At 47.4% G+C, this 22,775-nt stretch carries 19 protein-coding genes; 12 read left to right on the top strand and 7 right to left on the bottom strand.

Translation table 11 applies throughout. The annotated features are described in order from the left end of the window. Nucleotides 1-11: 11 nt before the first annotated feature. The 3 genes from M1E03_RS03925 to M1E03_RS03915 form a co-directional block, all read right to left on the bottom strand. Nucleotides 12-896 carry an alpha/beta fold hydrolase gene (locus tag M1E03_RS03925; protein WP_458110686.1) on the bottom strand — a complete coding sequence of 295 codons (885 nt, stop codon included), beginning with the start codon at nt 894-896 and terminating at the stop codon, nt 12-14. A 474-nt stretch (nt 897-1,370) separates the two neighbouring features. Next, entirely contained in the window at nt 1,371-3,707 is a 2,337-nt protein-coding gene (gene helD / locus M1E03_RS03920) for an RNA polymerase recycling motor HelD (RefSeq protein ID WP_458110685.1), read from the bottom strand. A gap of 178 nt (nt 3,708-3,885) precedes the next feature. Further along, nucleotides 3,886-4,494: a trimeric intracellular cation channel family protein gene (locus M1E03_RS03915; protein ID WP_003185205.1), complete on the bottom strand. Its 609-nt coding sequence runs from the start codon at nt 4,492-4,494 to the stop codon at nt 3,886-3,888. A 124-nt stretch (nt 4,495-4,618) separates the two neighbouring features. Between M1E03_RS03915 and M1E03_RS03910 the strand changes: the two genes are divergently transcribed. After that, complete coding sequence (locus tag M1E03_RS03910; protein ID WP_095323707.1) at nt 4,619-5,149, top strand: GrpB family protein; 531 nt, start codon at nt 4,619-4,621, stop codon at nt 5,147-5,149. Between the two features lie 95 nt (nt 5,150-5,244). Here the strand turns inward: M1E03_RS03910 and M1E03_RS03905 are convergent, their stop codons facing one another. From M1E03_RS03905 to M1E03_RS03890, 4 genes are all read right to left on the bottom strand, one after another. Further along, a complete protein-coding gene (locus M1E03_RS03905) occupies nt 5,245-5,730 on the bottom strand; it encodes a GNAT family N-acetyltransferase (RefSeq protein ID WP_020452938.1) in 486 nt (161 codons plus the stop codon). Nucleotides 5,731-5,826: 96 nt separating this feature from the next. After that, entirely contained in the window at nt 5,827-6,240 is a 414-nt protein-coding gene (locus M1E03_RS03900) for a disulfide oxidoreductase (RefSeq protein ID WP_003185211.1), read from the bottom strand. Continuing rightward, nucleotides 6,230-6,925, bottom strand: coding sequence for a thioredoxin domain-containing protein (locus M1E03_RS03895; RefSeq protein WP_020452939.1), 696 nt, complete (start codon nt 6,923-6,925; stop codon nt 6,230-6,232). Before M1E03_RS03895 ends, M1E03_RS03900 begins: the two co-directional genes overlap by 11 nt. A 125-nt stretch (nt 6,926-7,050) precedes the next feature. Then, the gene (locus M1E03_RS03890; RefSeq protein WP_033155028.1) at nt 7,051-9,162 is read right to left on the bottom strand and encodes a heavy metal translocating P-type ATPase; all 2,112 of its coding nucleotides are present in this window, start codon (nt 9,160-9,162) and stop codon (nt 7,051-7,053) included. Nucleotides 9,163-9,417: 255 nt separating this feature from the next. On the opposite strand from M1E03_RS03890, the gene M1E03_RS03885 reads away from it, so the two are divergent. The 11 genes from M1E03_RS03885 (at nt 9,418) to pfkB (ending at nt 22,766) form a co-directional block, all read left to right on the top strand. Further along, a complete protein-coding gene (locus tag M1E03_RS03885) occupies nt 9,418-10,638 on the top strand; it encodes an ABC transporter substrate-binding protein (protein WP_025809903.1) in 1,221 nt (406 codons plus the stop codon). Between the two features lie 26 nt (nt 10,639-10,664). Further along, the gene (locus M1E03_RS03880) at nt 10,665-11,558 is read left to right on the top strand and encodes a carbohydrate ABC transporter permease (RefSeq protein ID WP_023856274.1); all 894 of its coding nucleotides are present in this window, start codon (nt 10,665-10,667) and stop codon (nt 11,556-11,558) included. Next, nucleotides 11,555-12,376 carry a carbohydrate ABC transporter permease gene (locus tag M1E03_RS03875; protein ID WP_023856275.1) on the top strand — a complete coding sequence of 274 codons (822 nt, stop codon included), beginning with the start codon at nt 11,555-11,557 and terminating at the stop codon, nt 12,374-12,376. Before M1E03_RS03880 ends, M1E03_RS03875 begins: the two co-directional genes overlap by 4 nt. Before the next feature lie 21 nt (nt 12,377-12,397). Further along, a complete protein-coding gene (yicI, locus tag M1E03_RS03870; protein WP_161513274.1) occupies nt 12,398-14,707 on the top strand; it encodes an alpha-xylosidase in 2,310 nt (769 codons plus the stop codon). A 14-nt stretch (nt 14,708-14,721) separates the two neighbouring features. After that, a complete protein-coding gene (locus M1E03_RS03865; protein ID WP_458110684.1) occupies nt 14,722-17,664 on the top strand; it encodes a glycoside hydrolase family 3 C-terminal domain-containing protein in 2,943 nt (980 codons plus the stop codon). A gap of 224 nt (nt 17,665-17,888) precedes the next feature. Continuing rightward, entirely contained in the window at nt 17,889-18,632 is a 744-nt protein-coding gene (locus tag M1E03_RS03860) for a metal ABC transporter ATP-binding protein (RefSeq protein WP_458110683.1), read from the top strand. Next, the gene (locus tag M1E03_RS03855; RefSeq protein WP_020452947.1) at nt 18,632-19,489 is read left to right on the top strand and encodes a metal ABC transporter permease; all 858 of its coding nucleotides are present in this window, start codon (nt 18,632-18,634) and stop codon (nt 19,487-19,489) included. Before M1E03_RS03860 ends, M1E03_RS03855 begins: the two co-directional genes overlap by 1 nt. Nucleotides 19,490-19,517: 28 nt before the next feature. After that, on the top strand, nt 19,518-20,447 hold the full coding sequence (locus M1E03_RS03850) for a metal ABC transporter substrate-binding protein (RefSeq protein ID WP_216919507.1): 930 nt from the start codon (nt 19,518-19,520) through the stop codon (nt 20,445-20,447). Nucleotides 20,448-20,551: 104 nt separating this feature from the next. After that, a complete protein-coding gene (locus M1E03_RS03845; protein WP_020452949.1) occupies nt 20,552-20,878 on the top strand; it encodes a four-helix bundle copper-binding protein in 327 nt (108 codons plus the stop codon). 110 nt (nt 20,879-20,988) lie between these two features. Further along, a complete protein-coding gene (locus M1E03_RS03840) occupies nt 20,989-21,768 on the top strand; it encodes a MurR/RpiR family transcriptional regulator (RefSeq protein WP_003185233.1) in 780 nt (259 codons plus the stop codon). Between the two features lie 83 nt (nt 21,769-21,851). Beyond that, nucleotides 21,852-22,766 carry a 1-phosphofructokinase gene (pfkB, locus tag M1E03_RS03835; protein ID WP_023856281.1) on the top strand — a complete coding sequence of 305 codons (915 nt, stop codon included), beginning with the start codon at nt 21,852-21,854 and terminating at the stop codon, nt 22,764-22,766. Nucleotides 22,767-22,775: the final 9 nt, after the last annotated feature.

The following is a 22,775-nucleotide window of genomic DNA, read 5'->3' as shown; positions in this document are numbered from 1 at the left end:
AAAACTGTGGTTTATTTACTGAAAAAACGTAATATACGTTCATTTACGTATTGAGGCTGTTCCATTGATAAAACGTGACCTGCCTGTTTTATGATTTCCGCTTCAATACCTGAAACTAATGTTGAGGCGCGGTGTAAGGCTGATTGCGGGTCATAGATGACTTCATGTTCACCCAGCAATAATAGAATAGGGACTTTTACTGATTTTAATTCGTCGTCAGTGAAAACATACGGAAATCCGTCAGCGTTAGGCCTTGGCTGTCTTAATCCATCCTGCCACATTACGCCTGCATGAAACTGCTCTGCAAAAACCGGGTGTAACACATTACGATCTGTCATCATCCAATTTAAGAAATTCTCTACTCCATCAGGCTCTGTGAGGCTAAGAGCGTATTGATAAAAATCGTGATGAAACGGCAAAAATGTTTCCGCGGGACTAAGGATCGCTGCGCTCTCTACTCTCTCTGGCGCACGTAAAGCGAAATTCATCGTATGAAGCCCGCCAAGCGAAAGACCAACCATGTGCGACTTCTCTATCCCCAAAGCGTCGAACACTTCGAGAAGCCAATCAGCGTAACCCGCCCTCGTACCGCACAAATCTGCAGGGATGCTTTTGTTCTTATCACCTATGATATCAATTGCGTATGTTCGGTATTTGCTGCTCCAATCCTCGATATTGGGGTACCACATAGTGGAACTGAATAATGCGCCGTGAAGCAATACAAGCGGCGGGGCATCTTCAGGTCCGCTTGCAATAATATGCGTTTGGCCGAAACGGGTAGATACGTAGAAAGTTTTGTAATGAACTGGCCAAAGACCAAGGCTTTCCTTATAAGCCCGAAAATAGCGAATGCCGCTGTCACTTAAATCAGGGGTAATCGGTGAATGGTTTGACATGAAATATTTCCCTCCCAATAAATCCTCTTCAAATGAATATGCCGTTTCGTGCAGGGGAGTTTGTCATTATATATAACAGACTCTATATATAATATATTACAGAATAAATTAATCATCAAATCCCAATTTTAAAAAGCTTTATATTATGATACAGAACTATAAAATTTAATATAACAGATTTTAATTAACGATTTCGATTTCGTAATCTCCTGCATGTAAAATGAAAATAGAAAATATGTTATATATCCTCAAGAAAAAGAGAAGCGATTTGATGAATAAAAGCTTTTATATTATTTAGCCAGACCACTTTCCTCTATATACGCTGGAAATCATTTCATTTTTGTTTAAGATGACAAACTCTTTAACCTGCCAGAATATGAAGAAGATTGCCACAGACTCAGCCTAGTGTAGAAAAGTTTGTAAATAAAAAAACTTATAGAAACAATGGTTTCTCCAAAAAAGAGAGTGACACCGTCACTCTCTTTTCGTGTACATATCATTTGAAACACCGTTTAAAAAATGCGTTTCCTCTCCAAGGGAAAAGAGATGGAGCTCATGCATCGCCCTCGTGCACGCCGTATAAAACAGAGTCCGCTCTCTCTCTTTTTTGTATTGTTTTTCAGAAGCGTCATATATGACGACGGCATCAAATTCGATCCCTTTCGCCAAATAGACGGGAATGACGATCACCCCTTTTTGAAACGTTCTCGTTTCTTTATCGATCAGTTTAAGCTCTGTATGCTGCTGAAGATGCCGGAACGCATCCCTGCATTCCCGGACTGTTTTACAGATGACTGCAATCGTCTCAAGTCCTTCTTTTTGAAGGGCGGTTATAAGGGAAGCCATCTGTTTATGGTGTGCATGAAGGTCGGCCGATATTGTCAAGGTCGGTTTTTTGCCGTTCCTGTTAAAGGCTTCGATCTCTTCGCCTCCCTCGATAATGCGCTTTGTCAATTCAACAATTTCTTTCGTCGACCTGTAGCTGCGCTTCAAGGTGATGATCTCCGTTTTTTCGCCTTCAAACACGCCTCCCGACAGGAGCGTCTTATCGTGATACGCATGGGCAAGAATCGCCTGGTTTAAGTCTCCCAGCATTGTGATGCTGCACGCGGGAAACAGGCTCTTCAAAAAAGCAAGCTGAAAAGGCGTGTAATCCTGGGCTTCATCAATGAATAAATGGCGGATTGCCGTGTTTTTTCTCCCGCCTGTTAGCTGGTTTTTCATATATAAAAAAGGGACGGCATCTTCATAAGGCAGCTTCTCAAAACGAAAGCTTTTCCGGGTGAATGTGCAAGTGCTTTGCCAGTCATCAGGACGGGTTTGCGGGGTATAGCGCCCGGAAAAAAGCTGAAGGTACGTTCCTTTAAAATCAATAAAGCCGAACGCTTTTACCGCTTGCTTGAGCGGTTTGAACTCCCTTTCGGCAATGATAGCGGCAAGGAGGTTTTGTTCCCTTTCATAATCGTCAAACGTATTCTCCGTAAATCGCTGTTCTTCCTGAAGACGTTTATAGGCCTTTAAATATTCCTCTTTATCCAGCAGCTCGCTTTCCTCGATGACCCAGTCTTTTTTTCTTTCTTGGCGTTCGTATTTGTTCAGCAGCTGTAACAGCCATTTCCCCGTTTTTTCAATCCGGTTGGACAGCGTATCTGCATGATCAAGGGCCGCGAAAAATTCCCACACCTGATCGCTTGTAATGATCCTTTTTCCGCGAAAGGCGATATGTTTAAACACCAGATCCAGACGCCCTTTTGCCAAACATTTGACATAATCATCGATAATGCCTTTGAAGGCCAGACCTGATTTCAATTCGATTGAATTCATCCGGATGCGCTGCTCCTCATCGTCTGAAGCCGTTAAACAATATTCGAGCTGATCGAACGGAGTCTCGCACGAAACCTGCTTTCCAAGGCGGCGCGCCACAAATTCCTGGAATGTCGTCTGCTGGATGTTTTCCTCTCCGAGCTCAGGCAGAACATTGCCGACATAGCTGTTAAAAAGCAGGTTTGGAGAGAATAGCAGCATCTGGCTCGACTCGATCTGCCCGCGGCCGCGGTACAGCAAATACGCAGCCCGCTGCAATGCCGCCGACGTTTTTCCGCTGCCAGCCGCTCCCCGAACAATTAAAAAGCGGCTTCTTTCGTTCCGAATAATCTGATTCTGCTCTTTTTGAATTGTGGCGACGATGCTTTTCATCTGAATATCTGCCTGCTGCCCCAGGACTTCCTGAAGAACTTCATCTCCAATCGCCATATCCGTATTAAACATCGCTTTCAGCCGGCCGTTTTTGAAGAGAAATTGCCTTTTCAGCTCAATCGTTCCCCTGACCGTCTCGTCCGGAACTTCGTATTGAGCCGTACCGGGACCATAGTTGTAAAACAGACTGGAAATCGGCGCTCTCCAATCATAAATCAAAAACCGCTCTTCTTTTTCGTCCATTAAAGAGGCGAGTCCGATGTAGACGGATTCAGCGTTTTCTTCGCCGTCCTCCAAAAAATCTACACGGCCGAAATAAGGCGATTCTTTCACTTTTAACAAGTTTTTCAACTCGTTGTAAAACTGCTTATGACTCCTTTCCCTTTCAGCCAAAAACTCAGCCTGCTGTTTAATGCTAAAAAATGTTTCAACCGCTTCGTTTTCATCGGCCAAGTTTACGGTGACATCGCTCCAGAAATGTTTCCGTAAATCGATGATATCCTCCTTCAATCCGCCGGTCTTTCCCTTTAGAGAATGAAGCTTCTGATCCAATTCCTTTAAAACAAGCCGGATTCGTTTTTCCTCTTCCAGCCATTCCTGACCGTTTTCCTGCACGCTGACCACTCCCTAAAAAGATTTGACATCAAAAAAGATTCATGATAAAATAAAAATGGATAATACTATAATATTTGAAATTTTATGTTAAAATACACTTCATCTTATCATATAACCTTTGGTCAAATCAATATAAAAAGCCGATTTTTCAATCAACGAAAAATCGGCTTTTTTCTATTCAGCTGTGGGACCGCAGCGAACGATTCGGCAGCTTCCAGTTAAACATGTACGAACATACGCGGCATGCGACCAGCAAAGCAAACAGGATATACAGCGTGAGCGGCTTCTCCGCCCAGCCCATGCCGATAATGAATCCGCCCAAAGCGGCCCAAACGGCGTAGATCTCGGTTTTCAGCACGAGCGGCTTTCTTCCGGCCAAAAGATCCCGGATCATTCCGCCGCCGCTTCCTGTTAAGACCGCCGCAACGATCACCGCGCTGACCGGATGGTTCATGTGAACGGCATAAAGCGCTCCTTGTATCGCAAATGCGGCAAGACCGATCGCGTCTGAAAAGCTCCCCCAGATGCTCCAGTGCTTTAACAGGAGCTTCGGAAACAAAAAAACGATCGTGATCGAAACAAGAGCGATTAGAAACAGGCTCCCCTGCTCCCACAAGGCGGACACCGGAACTCCGATGAGCAGGTTTCTGATCGCCCCTCCGCCGAACGCCGTCACAATCCCCAATATATAAACTCCTAAAATATCATACTCTTCTTCCATTGCAACGATCGCTCCGCTGATCGCAAAAGCGACGGTGCCGATGATGCTCAACACTTCCCAAGCCATCTAAGGTGTCCTCCATACTAAACTTCAATCTTTTTGATTTTATAACTTCTCCAACCTTTAAATCAACCCTCTCTGAATCAAAATACCTTATAATATAAAAAGACGTTTTTAAAGGGGTGGAAACATGGAACAGGAGATCATCATCGAAAAAGCGAAAGCCGGGTGGGCTCAGGAATTTGCATCTGAAAAACAGCGGCTCACGGATGTCCTCGGAAAAAAAGTTCTTGCTATCGAACATATCGGCAGCACCTCTGTTCCCGGTCTTGCGGCAAAACCGGTGCTCGATCTGATGGCCGGCGTCAACAGTCTCAGCGAAGCTTCAGCCTGGATCGAACCGCTTGAGCAGCTCGGTTATGAGCACGTATTTCACGAAGCCTTCCCTGCCAGGCGCTTTTTTCGAAAGGGAATGTGGAGGGCGGGCACACACCATCTGCACGTATATGTTTTTCAAAGCGAAGAATGGAAAAACCAGCTGAGATTCCGAAATTATTTAAGAAAGCACTCCGCCGAGCGGCAAGAATATGAAACATTGAAAAAAACCTTGGCACGGCGCTTTCCATATGACCGCACTTCGTATACAAAAGGAAAAGAATCGTTCATTAAAGACGTGATTGAGAAAGCAAAACATTTGGAAAGGAGTGGCCCGGTATGCTGAAAAAGACAAAACATAAATTGCTTACAATAGCCATCGCCTTCATTATGGCGGTCTTGTTATACTACTATGTCCAAGTCACGAAGTGAAAGCGGGCATTATACGCGCAAGGCCATTCGGACCGTTTTGAGGATATGCCCTTCAAATTCTTCATCATATTCGGAGACATCCTCAAAACCCTTCGCCTTGTAAAAGTTTTTTCCGGTACGGTTTTCTGTTTCAACCTCTACAAAGATCTTTTTTACTCCCTCCAAATGTTTTAGCCCCTCTTCCAATAATGCGGTTCCGATGCCTTTTCCTTGGTATTCCGGGGCTAAATAAATGGCAGCGAGATAGGCCTCTCCTCCTTCTCTTACAAATGAGTAGTTAACAAAGCCGACGATTTTTCCGTCCGCTTCTGAAACGAGCATTAACGAGTGTTCCAAACGCTGCTGCATTATCTCATCATTGTACGCTTTCTCTAAGAATTTCTCTTGAATATCGAAAGGGATTATCCCTTCATAAGTGTGATTCCAGCTTGTTTTGGCAATCTGCTGCACTTGTCGGATGTCTTTCTTTTTCATTTTACGAATCTTAAATTCCATCCTCATCATCCTTATCCATTTAATAATTTCCAAATATTATAGCATTCATTTTGTTGAACATGTAAAAAAAAAGAGCATTGTCAGACAATGCTCTTTTTACTCGTCTTTCCCCTTGAGAAAGCACATAAAAATGATAATCAAAATAAATGCGATAAGGGCGAGAAACGGAATCGTGATGAAACCGAACCAATTGATATACTGCCCTGAGCAAGGCACTCCTGTGACACACGGTTTAATACCGTTGAATCCGGGAATTTTTTGTTCCATGTAATGCATCAGGGAAATGCCTGCGCCGATCACCGCCATCGGCAGCACATATTTTTTCACGCGGGCATCGCCCTGAAATGTCGCAATTCCAAGGATCAGCACGAGCGGATACATCATAATCCGCTGATACCAGCACAGTTCGCAAGGAATGAATTTACGGATTTCGCTGAAGTACAGGCTGCCTAGTGTCGCCGTTAATGAGACGATCCAGGCGCCGTACAGAAAAAGCAGTTTATTTTTCATCAGACTGGCCTTTCAGCTCTTTGGCGATCGTTTCTTTGATTTTGTCATAATCAAACGGTTTGTCGATTTTTACGTCGTTGACAAAGATCGTCGGCGTCGAGTCTACACTGTATTTGCTGATGAGCGAATTGTCCGTTTTTAATTGCTCAGAGAACGTTTTGTCATTTAAGCTGCTGATGAGCTTATCGCGTTTGATTTTCGTATTCGCTTCCGTGATGTCTGCCAATTTTGCCGGCGTCGCCCACTCGTTTTCCATCGTGTCATTGTCAGGCTGCGCTTTGTACAGTGCTTCATGGAATTTCCAGAATGAAGCCGGATCTTCCTTCCATACTTGCTCGGAAGCGAGGGCGCTCAATTCAGAGCCTCTGCCGTGCTGTTCATTGACGAAGTTAATATATGAAAAATTAACTTGATCTTTATCGATGTAATCCTTTTTCAAATCCGGAAAGACGGTCTCAGTCCACTGTTTGCAGCTTGGACATTTGTAATCTCCGAATTCTGTGATCGTTACAGTCGCATCTTTGTTGCCAAGAAGCGGCTGCCCTTCAGTTGAAGGCTTGTCATCAAAGGTTTGCGAAGCATTTTGGGTTTGATTGTTGAGTACGACAAGTGCGCCAATCAGAAAAACGACCACGACTGTCATAATCACTGCAAATTTCATCGGTGACTGCTGTTTCTTCTTCACTTAGACACCTCATTATTCTTATTTTTTAGTATGCCAGTTTGATAACCTCTTTCATTTTAACAAGACAAGCCGCATTCGTGAAGATGCTAAAAAAGGAATTTCCAGTTCATTAGGTGGTAAAAAAGTTACATTTCTTTCACTTTTAAAACCCTCATCGCATTTAAAACGGCTAAAAGGGTAACACCGACGTCTGAAAAGACGGCTTCCCACATCGTTGCGATGCCGAAAGCACCCAAGATGAGAAAAACACTTTTAACGCCGAGCGCAAAGATAATATTCTGCCAGACAATCGCCCTCGTCCGCTTGGCAATGCTGATGGCTTCCGCAATTTTTGAAGGCTGGTCCGTCATGATCACAATATCAGCCGCTTCGACTGCCGCATCAGAGCCAAGGCCTCCCATGGCAACCCCGATATCCGCTCTCGCCAAGACCGGCGTATCGTTGATGCCGTCTCCTGCGAAAAGCAGCTTTTCTTTTGGAAGCTTTTGCTTGTCAAATGCTTCAATGCGGTCCACCTTGTGCTGTGGAAGAAGCTCCGCATGCACTTCATCAATGGACAGTTCCGCGCCGACCGCCTCGCCGGTTTCTTTCGCGTCACCCGTCAGCATCACCGTTTTTTTAATCCCCGCTTTTTTCAAAGCAGAGATCGCACGCTTGGCATCCTCTTTGATTTCGTCTGCGATAACAATCGAGCCGATAAACGTATCGCCGGCGGCTACATAAACAACGGTACCGATTTCGCTTTCCTCTTGATACTGTATGCCGAATTTCTTCATGAGCTTGGCATTCCCGGCCAAAATGACGGCTCCGTCTACAACCGCTCTGACGCCGAAGCCGGCCGTCTCGCTGTAATCTTTGATGCGATCCGCTTGGCCTACCTTCCCGTATGCTTCACGGATCGACTCGGCGATCGGGTGGCCTGAGAAATGTTCGGCAAGCGCCGCATATTCAAGCAGTTCCTCTTCTTTGACACGGCCTGCCGGCGACAGCTTAACAACGGCAAATTCGCCTTTTGTTAATGTGCCTGTTTTGTCAAAAACGGCATATTTGACATCATTGAGCGCTTCTAAATAATTGCCGCCTTTTACGAGTATACCTGCTTTTGACGCCGCTCCGATGCCGCCGAAAAAGCCGAGCGGAATGGAAACGACAAGTGCGCACGGACAAGAAATGACCAAAAAGACGAGGGCCCGGTACACCCAATCCGACAGCGCGGCTCCGGAAATGATCAGCGGCGGGACAAAAGCGAGAAGAAGCGCGACTATGACAACAAAAGGCGTGTAGTACTTGGCGAATTTGGTGATAAAGTTCTCTGTTTTCGCTTTTCTGCTGCTGGCATTCTGGACGAGGTCAAGAATCTTTGAAACGGTTGATTCACTGTATTCTTTGTCCACTTTCACTTCAAGCACGCCGTTTTTGTTGACAAATCCGCTCAGCACCTCTTCGCCGGGTGCGGCTTCTCGTGGAACGGATTCCCCGGTTAATGCGGACGTATCGACAAGCGATTTGCCCGCTCGCACTTTGCCGTCAAGCGGGACTTTCTCTCCTGGCTTGACGATGATGATATCGCCCGCTTTAACCTCATCGGGAGATACTTTGACCGTACCGCCTTCCGTTTGAAGATTGGCATAATCGGGACGGATGTCCATCAAATCGCTGATCGATTTCCTGGAGCGGCTGACCGCGGCTCCCTGGAACAGCTCGCCTACTTGATAGAACAGCATAACCGCCACGCCCTCGGGATACTGCTGAATGATAAATGCACCCAGAGTGGCGATCGTCATTAAAAAGTGCTCATCAAAAACCCGGCCGCGAAAGATGTTTTTGACGGCTCTTAATACGACATCACCGCCGATGATGAGGTAAGCAAGGAAAAAGAGAATCCACTCAGCTGCGGTACCGCCGGGAAGCAGAAAGCCTGCTGCGCCGAGAACGGTGCCTGCAGCCAGTCTTGCGATCGTTTTTTTAAACCGGCCATCACCTTCGGATGGAGCCTGTTTTGTCCCTTCCTTCAACTTCACGTTGACGTGCGGTTCGATCTCGGTTACTTTTTTCTTTATTTTTGAAGAAATGTCTTCGCCGCTGTTTTGGTCGACTTTGACAGTCAGCGTGCTTGTTGCAAAATTGACTGAACACGCTTCAATCCCTTTCATACCGGCTATCTCATGCTCAATTTTTTGTGCGCAATTGCCGCAGTCGAGACCGTTTAACATGTATTCCTGCTTCACCTTTTCCATCTCTCTCACCTTTCTTTTTCAGCGCCGGGCTTTATTTTATATATGAGCATATACGCATATATTATTTATCCTTATTATATGCTTCATTCGAAAAATGTGTCAATCGATCTTTGTTATCATACGCACCGGACTGTTTCCGCGTTTTACCCTGCTTTCGCGCCTGCGAAACTCTGCTGGCATATTAGAAGCGATGCCCAAATATACTTAGTTTAGCTATTAAACTAACAAGCTTTTTTTCATAAGGAGTGAGCGTTTTTGAAAAAATCGTGTCTGATGATCATCTGCCTCGCCCTTCTTCTCGTTTTTTCCGCAGGCTGCAAAAGTGGCACCAACGCCGGCGCAAAGCATGCGGAAGAAATCAAAGTCTGGGATTATTTCACCGGCAGACAGCAGGAACTTTATCATGAACTTGTCGACCAGTACAATCGGTCTCAGGATCGGTACAAAGTCGTAACAGAGTACATTCCTTTTAATGAAGTGAAAAAGCAGCTGTCTGTCGGAGCAGCCGGCAATGCCATGCCTGACGCCGTTTTCCTTGACAATGTCGACAATGCCTCATTCGCCGCCATGGGCGTGCTCGAAGATTTAACAGAGAAAGTCGAGCAATGGGGGCAGGCTGACCGGTATTATGAGGGGCCGCTCTCATCAGCCGTATATGAAGAGAAGTACTACGGCATCCCTTTCGCAAGCAATGCGCTTGCTTTGTTTTACAACAAAGACCTCTTGAAGGATGCAGGGATTTCCAAGCCGCCTGAAACGTGGAGCGAGCTGAAAAAAGCAGCGAAAAAAACGAGCAAAGGCCAAACGAAAGGATTTGCCCTGTCAGCCGTCAAATCAGAGGAAAGCGCTTTTCAATTTTATCCGTTCCTTTTGTCTTCCGGAGCAGATTTAAAACAGCTGCATTCAAAAGAAGCAGCCTCTTCCCTGCAGTTTTTAACGGATCTGGTCAAAGAAGGCGCAATGAGCAAGGAAGTGTTAAACGCCACCCAGGATGATCTGGCCAGACAGTTTGCAGCAGGTCAGCTCGCTATGATGATCAACGGCTCCTGGAATATTGAACGGCTGAAAGAAGCCGGTCACTTACATTACGGGATTACCTTCATCCCGAAGGATCAAACATTCGCTTCCGCCCTTGGCGGGGAAAATATGGCAGTCGTTAAAGGAAAAAACACCGACGGCGCCTGGGATTTCATCACTTGGCTGATCGATCCGGAGCGGCTCGAAACACTGACAGCGGAAACAGGTGTATTCCCGCCGCGTAAGGATTTGCTCGAATCATCAAGTCATTGGAAAACAGATGACAATTTAAAAGCCTTTATTCCAATCATGGAGATTGCATCAGCCCGCGGCCCTTCGAAAAACTGGCCGAAAATTTCGGAAGCTTTACAGACGGCCCTGCAGGAAGCATTGAGCGAAAGCAAAACGCCGAAAGAAGCGCTGGATGAGGCCGCACAAAAAATCAACGCCTTAAACTAGCTTTAAGCGCACGAAGGAGTTTTGACATGATCAAAGCCATCATTCGTAAATGGGAAGGGTGCTTCTATTTGTTCCCGGCCGTTCTTTTTATGCTTGCCCTTATCGGTTATCCTCTCATCTACAACATAATTCTCAGCTTTCAAAACGTGTCGCTTGCAAATATAGCATCAAAGGATATCAGCTTTATAGGAATCGACAATTATCAGCGGCTTGCCCAGGATAAAGTATTTTGGGCATCTTTAAAAAACACGCTGCTCTACACGGCTGGAAGCGTCGTTTTTCAGTTTGCAATCGGCTTTTTGCTCGCTTTGTTTTTCAGCATGAAATTTCGGCTTGCTCCGTTTCTCAGGGGATTGATGATGGTGAGCTGGCTCATTCCGCTGACGGTTACGGCGCTTTTATTCAAGTTTATGATGGCTTCAAATGAAGGCGTGTTCAATCAGCTGCTCCTATCATGGGGAATGATCGACAATCCAATCCCCTGGCTGTCAGATCCGAAGATTGCCATCTGGTCCGTTATTATCGCCAACATCTGGGTCGGCATTCCCTTTAATATGCTGCTCATATCCGCCGGTCTCAGCTCCCTTCCGGAAGACGTCTATGAAAGCGCAAGCCTTGACGGCGCCAATGCTTTTCAGAAATTCATTCATCTGACCCTACCCTTATTGCGGCCGGTGATCACCGTCGTCATGATGCTCGGCTTCATTTATACGTTCAAAGTGTTCGACCTTGTGTTTGTGATGACTGGAGGCGGCCCCGTGCACGCCACTGAAGTCCTGTCAACCGTCAGCTACCGCTACTCCTTTGACGAATTTCAATTCAGCATGGGCGCAGCAAGCGCCAATGTCCTGTTTTTCATTCTTCTTTTGGTCAGTCTTGTCTATTTGCGGCTGATCAAAAAAGATGAGGTGATGTCATGAAAACGAAGCAAAAGGAATGGCTCTTTAACATTATTGGCGTCCTCGTTACGGCCGGCTTTTTATTCCCCGTTTATTGGATGATCGCCACAGCTTTCAAAAGCGAGGCAGAATTGTTTAAAACACCACCTTTATTGTGGCCCGAGACATTCCGGACGGCCGGCTTCGAAGCTGTGTTCACTTCAGGCATCGCCGGATACTTTTTGAACAGCCTGCTGATTTCCGGGGCGGCTGCCGCCATCGTTCTCATATTGGCCGTTCCTTCCGCCTACGGCTTGGCGCGCTTTCGGATCAAGGGCAAAAAAATGTTCATTTTACTGTTTCTCATCACGCAAATGCTGCCTGCCACCGTTGTTTTGACTCCGCTGTTTATCGCCTTTAATCAGCTGAACATATTAAACACGTATATCGGACCGATTTTGACGGGAGCAACGCTCGGCGTTCCTTTTTCGGTATTAATGCTCAGAACTTTTTTTCTCGGGATTCCCAAGGACCTTGAGGATGCGGCCAAAATCGACGGCTGCAGCCGTTTTACCGCATTCATCCGCATTATTTTGCCTATCAGCGTACCCGGGATTGCCGTCAGCGGAGCGGTTTCCTTCTTTTTCGCATGGGGAGATTTGATTTACAGCATGACATTCAACCGAAATCAGGAGCTGTGGCCGCTGACGGCCGGCATTTACAATGTGATCAGCCAATACGGAATCCAGTGGAATGATCTGATGGCATTTGCCGTTTTATCGGTTTTGCCTGTCATCATCATTTTTATACTGCTTCAAAAGCAGCTTGTTAAAGGTCTGATCAGCGGTTCCATCAAGTAAAAAGAAAGGGTGTTTTCGATCATGAAATTTTCAGACGGCTACTGGCTGACGCGCGAAGGATATCACATCAACACGCCAAAAGAAGCCTACGACCGAATGATTGATCAGCAATCATTGACTGTATACGGGCCTGTCAAAGCGGTTCAAAAGCGCGGGGACACGCTGGACACCCGCATGCTCACCGTCAGATTTTCGAGTCCTCTTGAAGACGTGATCCGTGTGCAAGTGTCCCATTTTCAAGGGGAAACGCCTCGCAAGCCCGAGTTTCAGCTGGATATGACAGACGTTGAGCCGGTTATCTCCGAACAAGATGATGCGCTGACCTTCCAAAGCGGCAGCCTGTGCGTTGAGGTGAGCAAAAGCGGTTGGCGCTACCAATTTTCACGTGATGGACAGAGCCTGACCGCAAGCGAATCGAATAACCTCGCCTATATCAAGAGCAATGACGGGCGCACCTTTATGAGGGAACAGCTCAACATCGGCGTCGGCGAATTGATCTACGGTCTCGGCGAGCGTTTTACGGCATTCGTGAAAAACGGCCAAACCGTAGACATCTGGAATCAGGACGGCGGCACAAGCACGGAGCAGGCGTATAAAAATGTGCCGTTCTATTTGTCAAACAAAGGGTACGGTGTTTTTGTCAATCATCCCGAGCTCGTTTCGTATGAAATCGGTTCTGAAGTCGTATCCAAAGCGCAGTTTTCGGTCGAAGGGGAAACGCTTGACTATTTTATCATCAGCGGTGCTGAACCGAAGGATGTTTTGAAACGCTATGCGTCGTTAACGGGAAAACCGGCGCTTCCCCCGGCCTGGTCTTTCGGCCTCTGGCTGTCCACATCGTTTACAACCGACTATTCTGAGGAAACCGTGACACGTTTCATCGACGGGATGACCGAACGCGGCATCCCGCTCAGCGTGTTTCATTTTGACTGCTTCTGGATGAAAGAATTTGAATGGTGCAATTTCGAATGGGATGAACGATATTTTAAGCAGCCTGAAGCTATGCTCAGCCGCCTGAAAGATAAGGGGTTGAAAATATGCGTCTGGATCAACCCTTACATCGCCCAAAAATCGAAGCTTTTTCAGGAAGGAAAAGAACACGGCTACTTTTTAAAAAACAGCCGGGGGGATGTGTGGCAGTGGGACCGGTGGCAGGCCGGCATGGCAATCGTCGACTTCACCAATCGAAAAGCGCGTGACTGGTATTGTTCAAAACTTGAAAGCCTGCTCGACATGGGCGTCGACTGTTTCAAGACCGATTTCGGAGAACGGATTCCGAGAGACGCGGTTTACTTTGACGGATCAGACCCCGACAGAATGCACAATTATTATTCTTTTTTATACAACAAAACCGTATTTGACCTGTTGAAGCAAAAGCGCGGCGAACGGGAAGCGGTCGTGTTTGCAAGGTCGGCGACGGCCGGAGGCCAGCAATTTCCCGTACACTGGGGCGGGGATTGTTTTGCCAGCTATGATTCAATGGCTGAAAGCCTTCGCGGCGGCCTGTCGCTTTCCCTTTCAGGCTTCGGCTTCTGGAGCCACGATATCGGCGGATTTGAAAGCACGGCAACAGCCGATTTGTATAAGCGCTGGACCGCATTCGGCCTCTTGTCGACGCACAGCCGCCTGCACGGGAGCGAATCATATCGCGTTCCGTGGCTGTTTGACGAAGAAGCGGCCGATGTGATGCGGTATTTTGTCAAACTGAAGCACAGGCTGATGCCTTATTTGTACGCCGCCGCGCATGAAGCGCACGCTGAAGGCATTCCGATGATGCGGGCGATGCTCCTCGAATTTCCCGGGGACAACACTTGCCACTGGCTTGACAGACAGTACATGCTCGGCGGAAGACTCCTCGTCGCTCCCGTTTTTCAGGAAGACGGTGTTGTCCGTTATTATTTGCCAAAAGGCACCTGGACACACCTTTTGACGGGAAAAGAGATGGAAGGCGGAGAATGGAAAGAAGAACAGTACGGGTATATGGGGCTTCCTCTGTTCGTCAGGGAAAATACGCTGCTGCCGCTCGGGCAGGAATCCGGGCGACCTGATTATGATTATCTCGACGGTGTGACGTTCTGCCTTTACCAATTAAAAGACGGCTGCACAGCCGAACAGACGATTTACAATGAAAAGTGCGAAGCAATGACAGTCAGAGCTTCACGGCATGAAAATACGATTACTGTGAAAACAACAGGCGTCCAAAAGAAATGGAAGCTGCTCATCCGCGATCTGTCTGTCACTTCTGTCATAAACGGCGCAGCGGAAGCGCTTCAGGAGGGAACAGCAATTCAGCCAAAAGAAAAGGACCGGGATGTCTTCATTTTTTTCTAAAAGGAGTGATCAGGATGCTGAAAACGGTCCGCACCATCATGTTGGCGGCAATGTGCACGATCCTTTCCGCCGCCGCTGTCAATCCGCCGCCCACGGCCGCTAAAACCCAGGCTGATGAATATGAATATCCCTTTCAAGATCCAAGTCTCCCTGTTCAAAAAAGGGTCAGCGACTTGCTTTCTCGACTGACCCTTGAGGAAAAAGTGTCGCTGATGCATCAATATCAGCCTGCCATTCCCCGGCTGGGCATTCCCGCTTTTAAAACAGGCACAGAAGCGCTTCACGGCGTTGCCTGGCTCGGGGAAGCGACCGTTTTCCCGCAGGCTGTCGGGCTCGCACACACATGGGACCGCTCTTTAATCAAACAAATCGGCTCAGCGGTCGGCGATGAAGTCCGCGGCTTCCACCACCTTGATCCCGCGGCAAACGGAGTCAATGTCTGGGCGCCGGTCGTTGATCTGCTGCGGGATCCAAGGTGGGGTAGAAATGAAGAAGGCTATTCCGAAGACCCTTTTTTAACAGGGGAAATAGCAACCGCCTATGCCTCCGGTTTAAGGGGCGAGCATCCCTTCTATTTGAAAACAGTTCCTACCTTAAAACATTTTCTTGCCTATAACAACGAAACAGACCGGGGATTCAGCTCCTCAAGCATTGATCCCAGGAACATGAACGAGTATTATTTGAAGCCCTTCAAAACGGCAATTTCCGCAAAAGCCGCATACAGCCTGATGCCAGCCTACAATTCTGTCAACGATAAACCGGCCATTTTGAGCCCGCTGCTCAACAGCACAGTCAAAGGAAAATGGGCCGGAGACGATTTCTTCATCGTCAGCGACGCCTTTGATCCTTCAGGAATCGTCACTGACCACAAGTATTATGACAGCCACGAAAAAGCGCATGCCCACGCCGTAAAAGCCGGCATTGACAACTTTACAGATCAGGGAGAAAATCCCGGGCTGACGAAAACCGCCTTAACCGGCGCCTTAAAGAATGGCCTTATGTCTGAGAAAGACCTCGATCAAGCCTTGGCCAACACATTCAGCATCCGTTTTCGAACAGGCGAATTCGATCCGGACGAACTCAATCCGTACAGCTGCCTGACAGATGGCGTCATCAACAGTCCAAAGCACCGGCAGCTTGCGAAAAAAGCGGCTGAAAAAGCCATTGTTTTACTGAAAAACGACCGGAATCTGCTGCCCTTCAATACCCGGAAAAATGAAAACATCGCAGTTATCGGACCGTTCGGAAATGCGCTTTACGAAGATTGGTACAGCGGAACGATGCCGTATCGGAAAACCCCGCTTGACGGAATCGCGGACAAAATCGGCAAAGACCGCGTCTCCTTTGCCGAAGGGCTGGAACAAAGCGGGTTCAAATCCGCCCTGACAGGAAAGTTTGTAACCGCAGGCCGGGACGGCAAACAACCGCTCACAGCATCGGCTGACAAGCTTGAGAAAAGCGCGGCATTCGATGCGGCGGATTGGGGAGAAAGCATTTTCACCCTCCGCGCCCAAGCGAACGGTCTCTATGTCTCGCTTCAGGATGACGGCAAACTGATCGCTGATCAGAAACAGCCGAACGGCTGGACCGTCAAAGAAACTTTCCAGTTTGAACAGCAGCCTGACGGGACATTTGCCATCAAAAATACGGCAAACGGCAAATATCTCACCGCTGGAAAAGACGGGACATTAACAGCCGCTGCCGAAAAGCCGGCGACAGCAGCGGAAAAGTTTTCAAAGGCGATCATCAAGAGCAGTACGGAGGAAGCGGTTCGACTGGCAAAAACCGCGGACAAAGCCGTCGTGTTTGTCGGCAACAATCCTTACATCAACGGCCGGGAAACCGAAGACCGGAAAGACATTACACTACCTCCGGCCCAGGAAAATCTGCTGAAAGCTGTTTCTAAAGCCAATCCCAATACGGTGCTTGTCGTAACGAGCAGCTATCCGTTCGCTCTCAACTGGGCTAAAGCGCACATTCCTGCGATCATATACTCCGCACACGGAGGCCAGGAGGCGGGAAGCGCATTGGCGGACATTCTCTTTGGAGATGAAAATCCGGGCGGACGGCTGACCCAAACTTGGCACACGTCAGTCAAAGAACTGCCGGATATGATGAATTACGATATCATCAAAGGGAAAAGAACCTATAAATATTTCGAAGGCAAGCCGCTGTATCCGTTCGGCCACGGGTTATCCTATACAGCGTTCCACTACAGCGGTTTAAGCGTTTCCTCTGACAGCATCAAAAAAGACGGCTCCGTCACGATCCGCGTCAACGTCACCAACACAGGCGGAAGAAAAGGAGATGAGGTCGTTCAGCTCTATACTTCTCCCCTGTTTAACACGCGGGTTAAACAGCCCAATCTGGACTTAAAAAACTTTCAGCGCGTTGAGCTGGCACCGAAAGAAACGAAAACCGTGACATTCAAGCTGAAACAGGCAGACCTTGCCTTCTGGGATGTAACGAGCGAAACGTTTGCCGTTGAAAGAGGTGCATACAAAATATCGGTCGGGAGCTCGGCGGCGGACATCCGCAAGACAAAGCGGATTTTCGTCCAAGGTGAAACGATTCGAGAACGGAACTTGCGGCGGCAGACAAACGCTGAAAACTACGACGACTACAAAGGCGTGCTCATCACCGAAGAATCCAAATACGGCGGCGATGCGGTAAAAAGCAGTACAGCAAACGCGTGGATCGCCTTCCATGATGTCCGCTTCAAAGGCGAAAAAAGGATAAAAGCAAAGGTTGCAAGCAGAGGCGGCGGCGAAATCGGCATCTTCCTCGATCATCCTCAAAAAGGAAAGCAAATCGGCTCGTTAAAAGTGCCTGACACATCCGGATTGCATAACTGGAAAACGATAAAAGCTTCCGTCCGAAAATCGGCAGGCACCCATCGCATCTACTTTGTCTTCAAAGGGAAAGTCGCAATCGATACGTTTCAATTTGAACGATAAACCGGCACAGAAGAAATTTTTTTAAAGCCATGCAGCTTGATCTGCATGGCTTTTACCGTTTTTCAGCAATTTTAGTGCTTTACAACTTAGGAATGATATATTAGAATTCAATCAAAAGTTGCATTAGGTAAAAAAAATGTCATAAGGCAATAAAATATTACCGAAACAAAAATATTGTATTCAGGTTAACTTTCATATAGACATAGAAAGGGGTTAATGAACCTATGAAACCCGCGATTACTGTAAAAGATTTATATGTTTCTTATCACGGCGCAGAAGCGCTTCGCAATATCAATTTCTCGCTTGATCAAGGAATGATGGCGGGCGTTATCGGACCGAACGGCGCAGGAAAATCAACACTGTTAAAAGCCATGCTCCAATTGATTCCAAAAGATAAAGGCGACGTCCGTCTGCTCGGAAAACCGCTCAAACATGTACGCAAGCAAATCGCCTATGTTCCGCAGCGGAATGATATGGATTGGACGTTCCCGATCAATGTGCTCGACACCGTCATCCTCGGCACGTATCCTGAACTCGGCCTTTTCAGACGTCCGAAAAAACGCGATAAAGAATGGGCATATCACTGTCTTGAAAAAGTCGGGATGGAAGCATACGCCAAGCGCCAGATCGGTGAACTGTCAGGCGGGCAGCAGCAGCGCGTTTTTCTCGCCCGGGCGCTCGCCCAAAAAGCAGATCTGTTCTGTCTTGACGAACCGTTCGTCGGAATTGATGTGACGAGTGAAGAAATGATCGTCAGCATCTTAAAGGAACTTCGTGATGAAGGAAAAACCGTTCTTGTCGTCCATCACGATTTGAGCAAAGCGGACAGCTATTTCAATGAATTAATTTTGCTGAACAAAGAGCTGATTCAAAAAGGCCCGGTCTCCGACATCCTCAATCCCGACGTGATGATGAAAGCCTACGAATCTCAGCTTCCGTTCCTGCAATCGAAAAGGGGTGCAATGTGATGGAATTTATCCATGGTTTGATGGAATATTCGTTTCTGCAAAAATCGCTGTTCACATCGATTATGGTGGGCATCATTTGCGGCGTCATCGGCTGCTTTATCATTCTCAGGGGAATGGCGCTGATGGGAGATGCGATTTCACACGCGGTCCTTCCCGGCGTCGCCATCTCTTATATGCTCGGCGTCAATTTTTTCTTCGGCGCCGTCTTTACGGGCATCCTGACGGCTCTCGGAATCGGCTATGTCAGCCAAAACAGCCGGATTAAAAACGATTCGGCCATCGGTATCGTCTTCACAGCCTTTTTCGCCGTCGGGATCATTTTGATCACGCTTGTCAAAAGCTCAAGCGATCTGTACCACATCTTATTCGGAAATGTGCTGGCCGTTCGTTCATCCGACATGTGGATCACGCTCGTCATCGGAGTCATGATTCTTACCGCCGTCTTTTTGTTTTACAAAGAGCTGCTCATCACCTCTTTCGACCCGACGATGGCGGCCGTCTACGGCTTGCCGAACCGGCTGATTCACTACTTTTTAATGACGCTTTTAACGATGGTCACGGTCGCATCGCTTCAGACCGTCGGCATTATCCTCGTCGTCGCGATGCTGATCACGCCTGCCGCAACCGCTTATTTATTAACGGACCGGCTGTGGGTGATGATCTATTTGTCCGCTTTCCTCGGCGCTTTGTCAGCGGTCGTCGGTCTTGGATTAAGCTATACGTACAACCTCTCCTCAGGAGCGGCGATCGTGCTCGTGGCTACGATTTTGTTCGGACTTTCCTTTACATTTTCACCGAAACAAGGCGTGCTTTGGAGAGCTTTGAAATCAAGAAGAAAGCGGGCAGCACTTCAATAATCCACAATATAAAGGGGGAACACAAAACATGAAATGGAAGCAAACATTAGCCATTGCGGCGGCATTAATTCTTGTTCTCGCCGCTGGCTGCTCATCGAAAAGCAGCAGTGAAGAAAACGGAAAGCTGAAGGTCGTCACCACCTACTCCATTCTCTATGACATCGTCAAACAAGTCGGAGGAGATCACATCGATTTATACAGCATTGTACCTGTTGGAACAGACCCGCACGAATACGACCCGCTGCCAAAAGACGTGCAAAAAACGACGGACGCCGATGTCATCTTTTACAACGGCCTGAATTTGGAGACAGGAAACGGCTGGTTTAACAAGCTGCTGGAAACAGCTGAAAAAGACGGCGATGACGCCCCTGTCTACAAGCTGAGCAAAGGGGTCAAGCCAAAGCATCTCACTGCCAAAGGTAAAGAATCGGAAGAAGATCCCCATGCATGGCTCGATATAGAAAACGGGATTCAATATGCCAAAAACGCGAGAGATGCGCTGATCAAAAACGATCCCGACCATAAAGAAGATTACGAGAAAAACGCTGAAGCCTATATCGGCAAGCTGCAAAAGCTTCATAACGAAGCGGTGAACCGCTTTAAAGATATACCGAAAGAGCGCCGCGTCCTTGTGACGAGCGAAGGAGCTTTTAAATATTTCGCTTCGGCCTACGGCGTCGACGCGCAGTATATTTGGGAAATCAATACCGAAAATGAAGGAACTCCCGGTCAGATGAAAAAAATCGTCGACACGGTGAAGAAAAAGGAAGTTCCGGCCTTATTCGTGGAGACAAGCGTTGACCCGCGGAGCATGGAAAGCCTGTCAGCGGAAACAGGCGTGCCGATTAAAGCAAAAGTCTTCACCGATTCGATCGGAAAGCCTGGTGAAGCGGGAGATTCCTATTATAAGATGATGAAAGAAAATCTTGACCGGATCCATCAAGGTCTCGCCGAATAACCAAAAACTGCTGTACATCCTGTACAGCAGTTTTTTTCGCATGTTTCCCCGATTTTAAAGCAGGGTACAACGAAGGGAAAACGCAGAAAAAAGGAGTGTATTTCGTGAAATCTGTATACGAGGAATGCATCAAAGCCTGCCGGGAATGCCTTGAAGCATGCAATCACTGCTTTGACAAATGTCTGATGGAAGAAGACGCGGGGATGATGGCCGAATGCATCCGGCTTGACCGGGAATGCGCTGAGATGTGCGGATTCGCACTTCAAGCCATGACGCGCAACAGCCCGTATGCCGAAGACATTTGCCAGCTTTGCGCAAAGGTTTGCGAAGCTTGCGGCAATGAATGCAGCCTGCACAAGCATGACCACTGCCAGCTTTGCGCTGAAAGCTGCTTTGCATGTGCGGAAGCATGCAGAAAAATCGCTTCTTAACTTGAAATATCCGGCTCTCGGGCCGGATATTTTTATGTCGGAAACGTTTATTTTTTCTCCTCCCCCCCTTGCTAAACTGATACAATATGACTATAAAAGGGGGTTTTAATATGAAAGACAGCGTGTTTCAAATGACTTCTGACACATATCAGTCGCTCAGCGATTCAGAACGGCATTTGCTCGAGTACATTTATCAGCACTTAGATGTCATCGCCACTTTATCGATTGTAAAATTAAGCGAGGATGCAAATGTTTCAACAGCCACGATTGTCAGGTTAATGAAAAAGCTCGGTTATGACGGGTACACTTCTTTTAAGTATGCATTAAAAGAAAAACACCACCTCGGCCACGCTCCGCTGATGGATGATATCGACAGCCAAATTAAACAGGCCGTGCTCAAGAATGAAAGAGAAGTTCTGGATACGATTAAAATGCTTGATATCGGGTTGATCGAAGATGCCATTCAAAAAATCAGCAATGCCGAAAAAGTTTACATTTTCGCAAGGGGATTGTCTGAAATGATTGGGACCGAGATGACGATCAAGCTTCAGCTGCTCGGCAAAAACTGCGAGATGCACAGCGACCCGAATATTATCAGAGGCAAGTCAAAAACACTGGCAAAAAAAGACCTCGGCCTTTTTGTTTCCCTGAACGGCGAGACAGAGGAGCTTGTTGAAGCCGCTCAAAATTTCAAATTGCAAGCCATTTCCACCATTACATTAACAACAAGGATCGATTCGCGTCTTGCGAAATTATCAGAGATCGTACTAGTCGGGTTTAAAGGTGAACAATCATTTTTTCCCGATTATGAAGTCCGCTCGCGCCTCCCTCTGCAAGTCCTCTCCCGCATCATGCTGGACTCATACGTCATCCGCACCGCTCATAGCTGAAAACCTTTACACAACCTGTAAACATCCCCCCTTTTATCTGTGACATAATGTCTGTGAAGCCACAGATAAAGGGGGGATACAGCATGATCTATACATGCACGATGAATACCGCGGTCGACTTATTCGTTGAAACCGACGAGCTGCTTCCCGATGTCGTCAACCGCACTAAAGATGAAGATTATCAGCCAAACGGAAAAGGTGTCAATATTTCTTTTATGCTCAAGCGCCTCGGCCTTAACAATACCGCGCTTGGATTTACAGGCGGATTTACCGGGCGGTTTATTGAAAATGAACTGCTGAATGAAAAAATCGTCACAGACTTTGTCGAAGTCGAAGGCATATCACGGATTAATATTTTTATTAATGCCACCCGGGAATTCAAAATCGTAAACAAAGGTCCGCTCATATCTGAAGGCCGAAAACAGGAGCTGATCAACAAAATCCGTCAAATTCCGTCCGGCCGCTTTTTATTTGTCTCAGGCAGTCTTCCGAGAGGAGTCCCAGATGACATGTACCTTTCGCTTTCCGAGATTGCCGCCGAAAACAAACTGAAATTGATCTTGGATATCAGCTCTCCCGTCCTATTAGATTGTCTTTCATACCATCCTTACCTGATTAAACCGAATGAACAGGAGCTTGCCGCTTTTTTCAGCCGGAAGAAAGCGCTGTCTGAAGAAGAAATCATCCACTACGGAAAGGAGCTCCTCAATCGCGGCGCTCAAAGGGTTCTCATCTCACGCGGCAAAGACGGCGCCCTTTATTTGGACCGCCAAAGAACCTTAAAAGCGACAGCCGCCAAAGGCAAAGTTGTCAATACCGCGTGTGCCGGCGATGCCATGCTTGCCGTGTTCGTCGGAAAACAGGAGCTGGGCTGTTCTGTTCCTGAAGCACTCAGACACGCCTCTGCCGCCGGATCCTTGACGGCTTTCTCGAAAGGCCTCGGAGATGTGTCAAAACTCGATCAAACAGCTTCACAAATTCAAATCACTCATTTATAAAGGGGGTTT

It is taken from the genome of Bacillus sp. PK6-013 (assembly GCF_054161445.1).
This window is presented reverse-complemented; position numbering and strand designations above follow the sequence as displayed.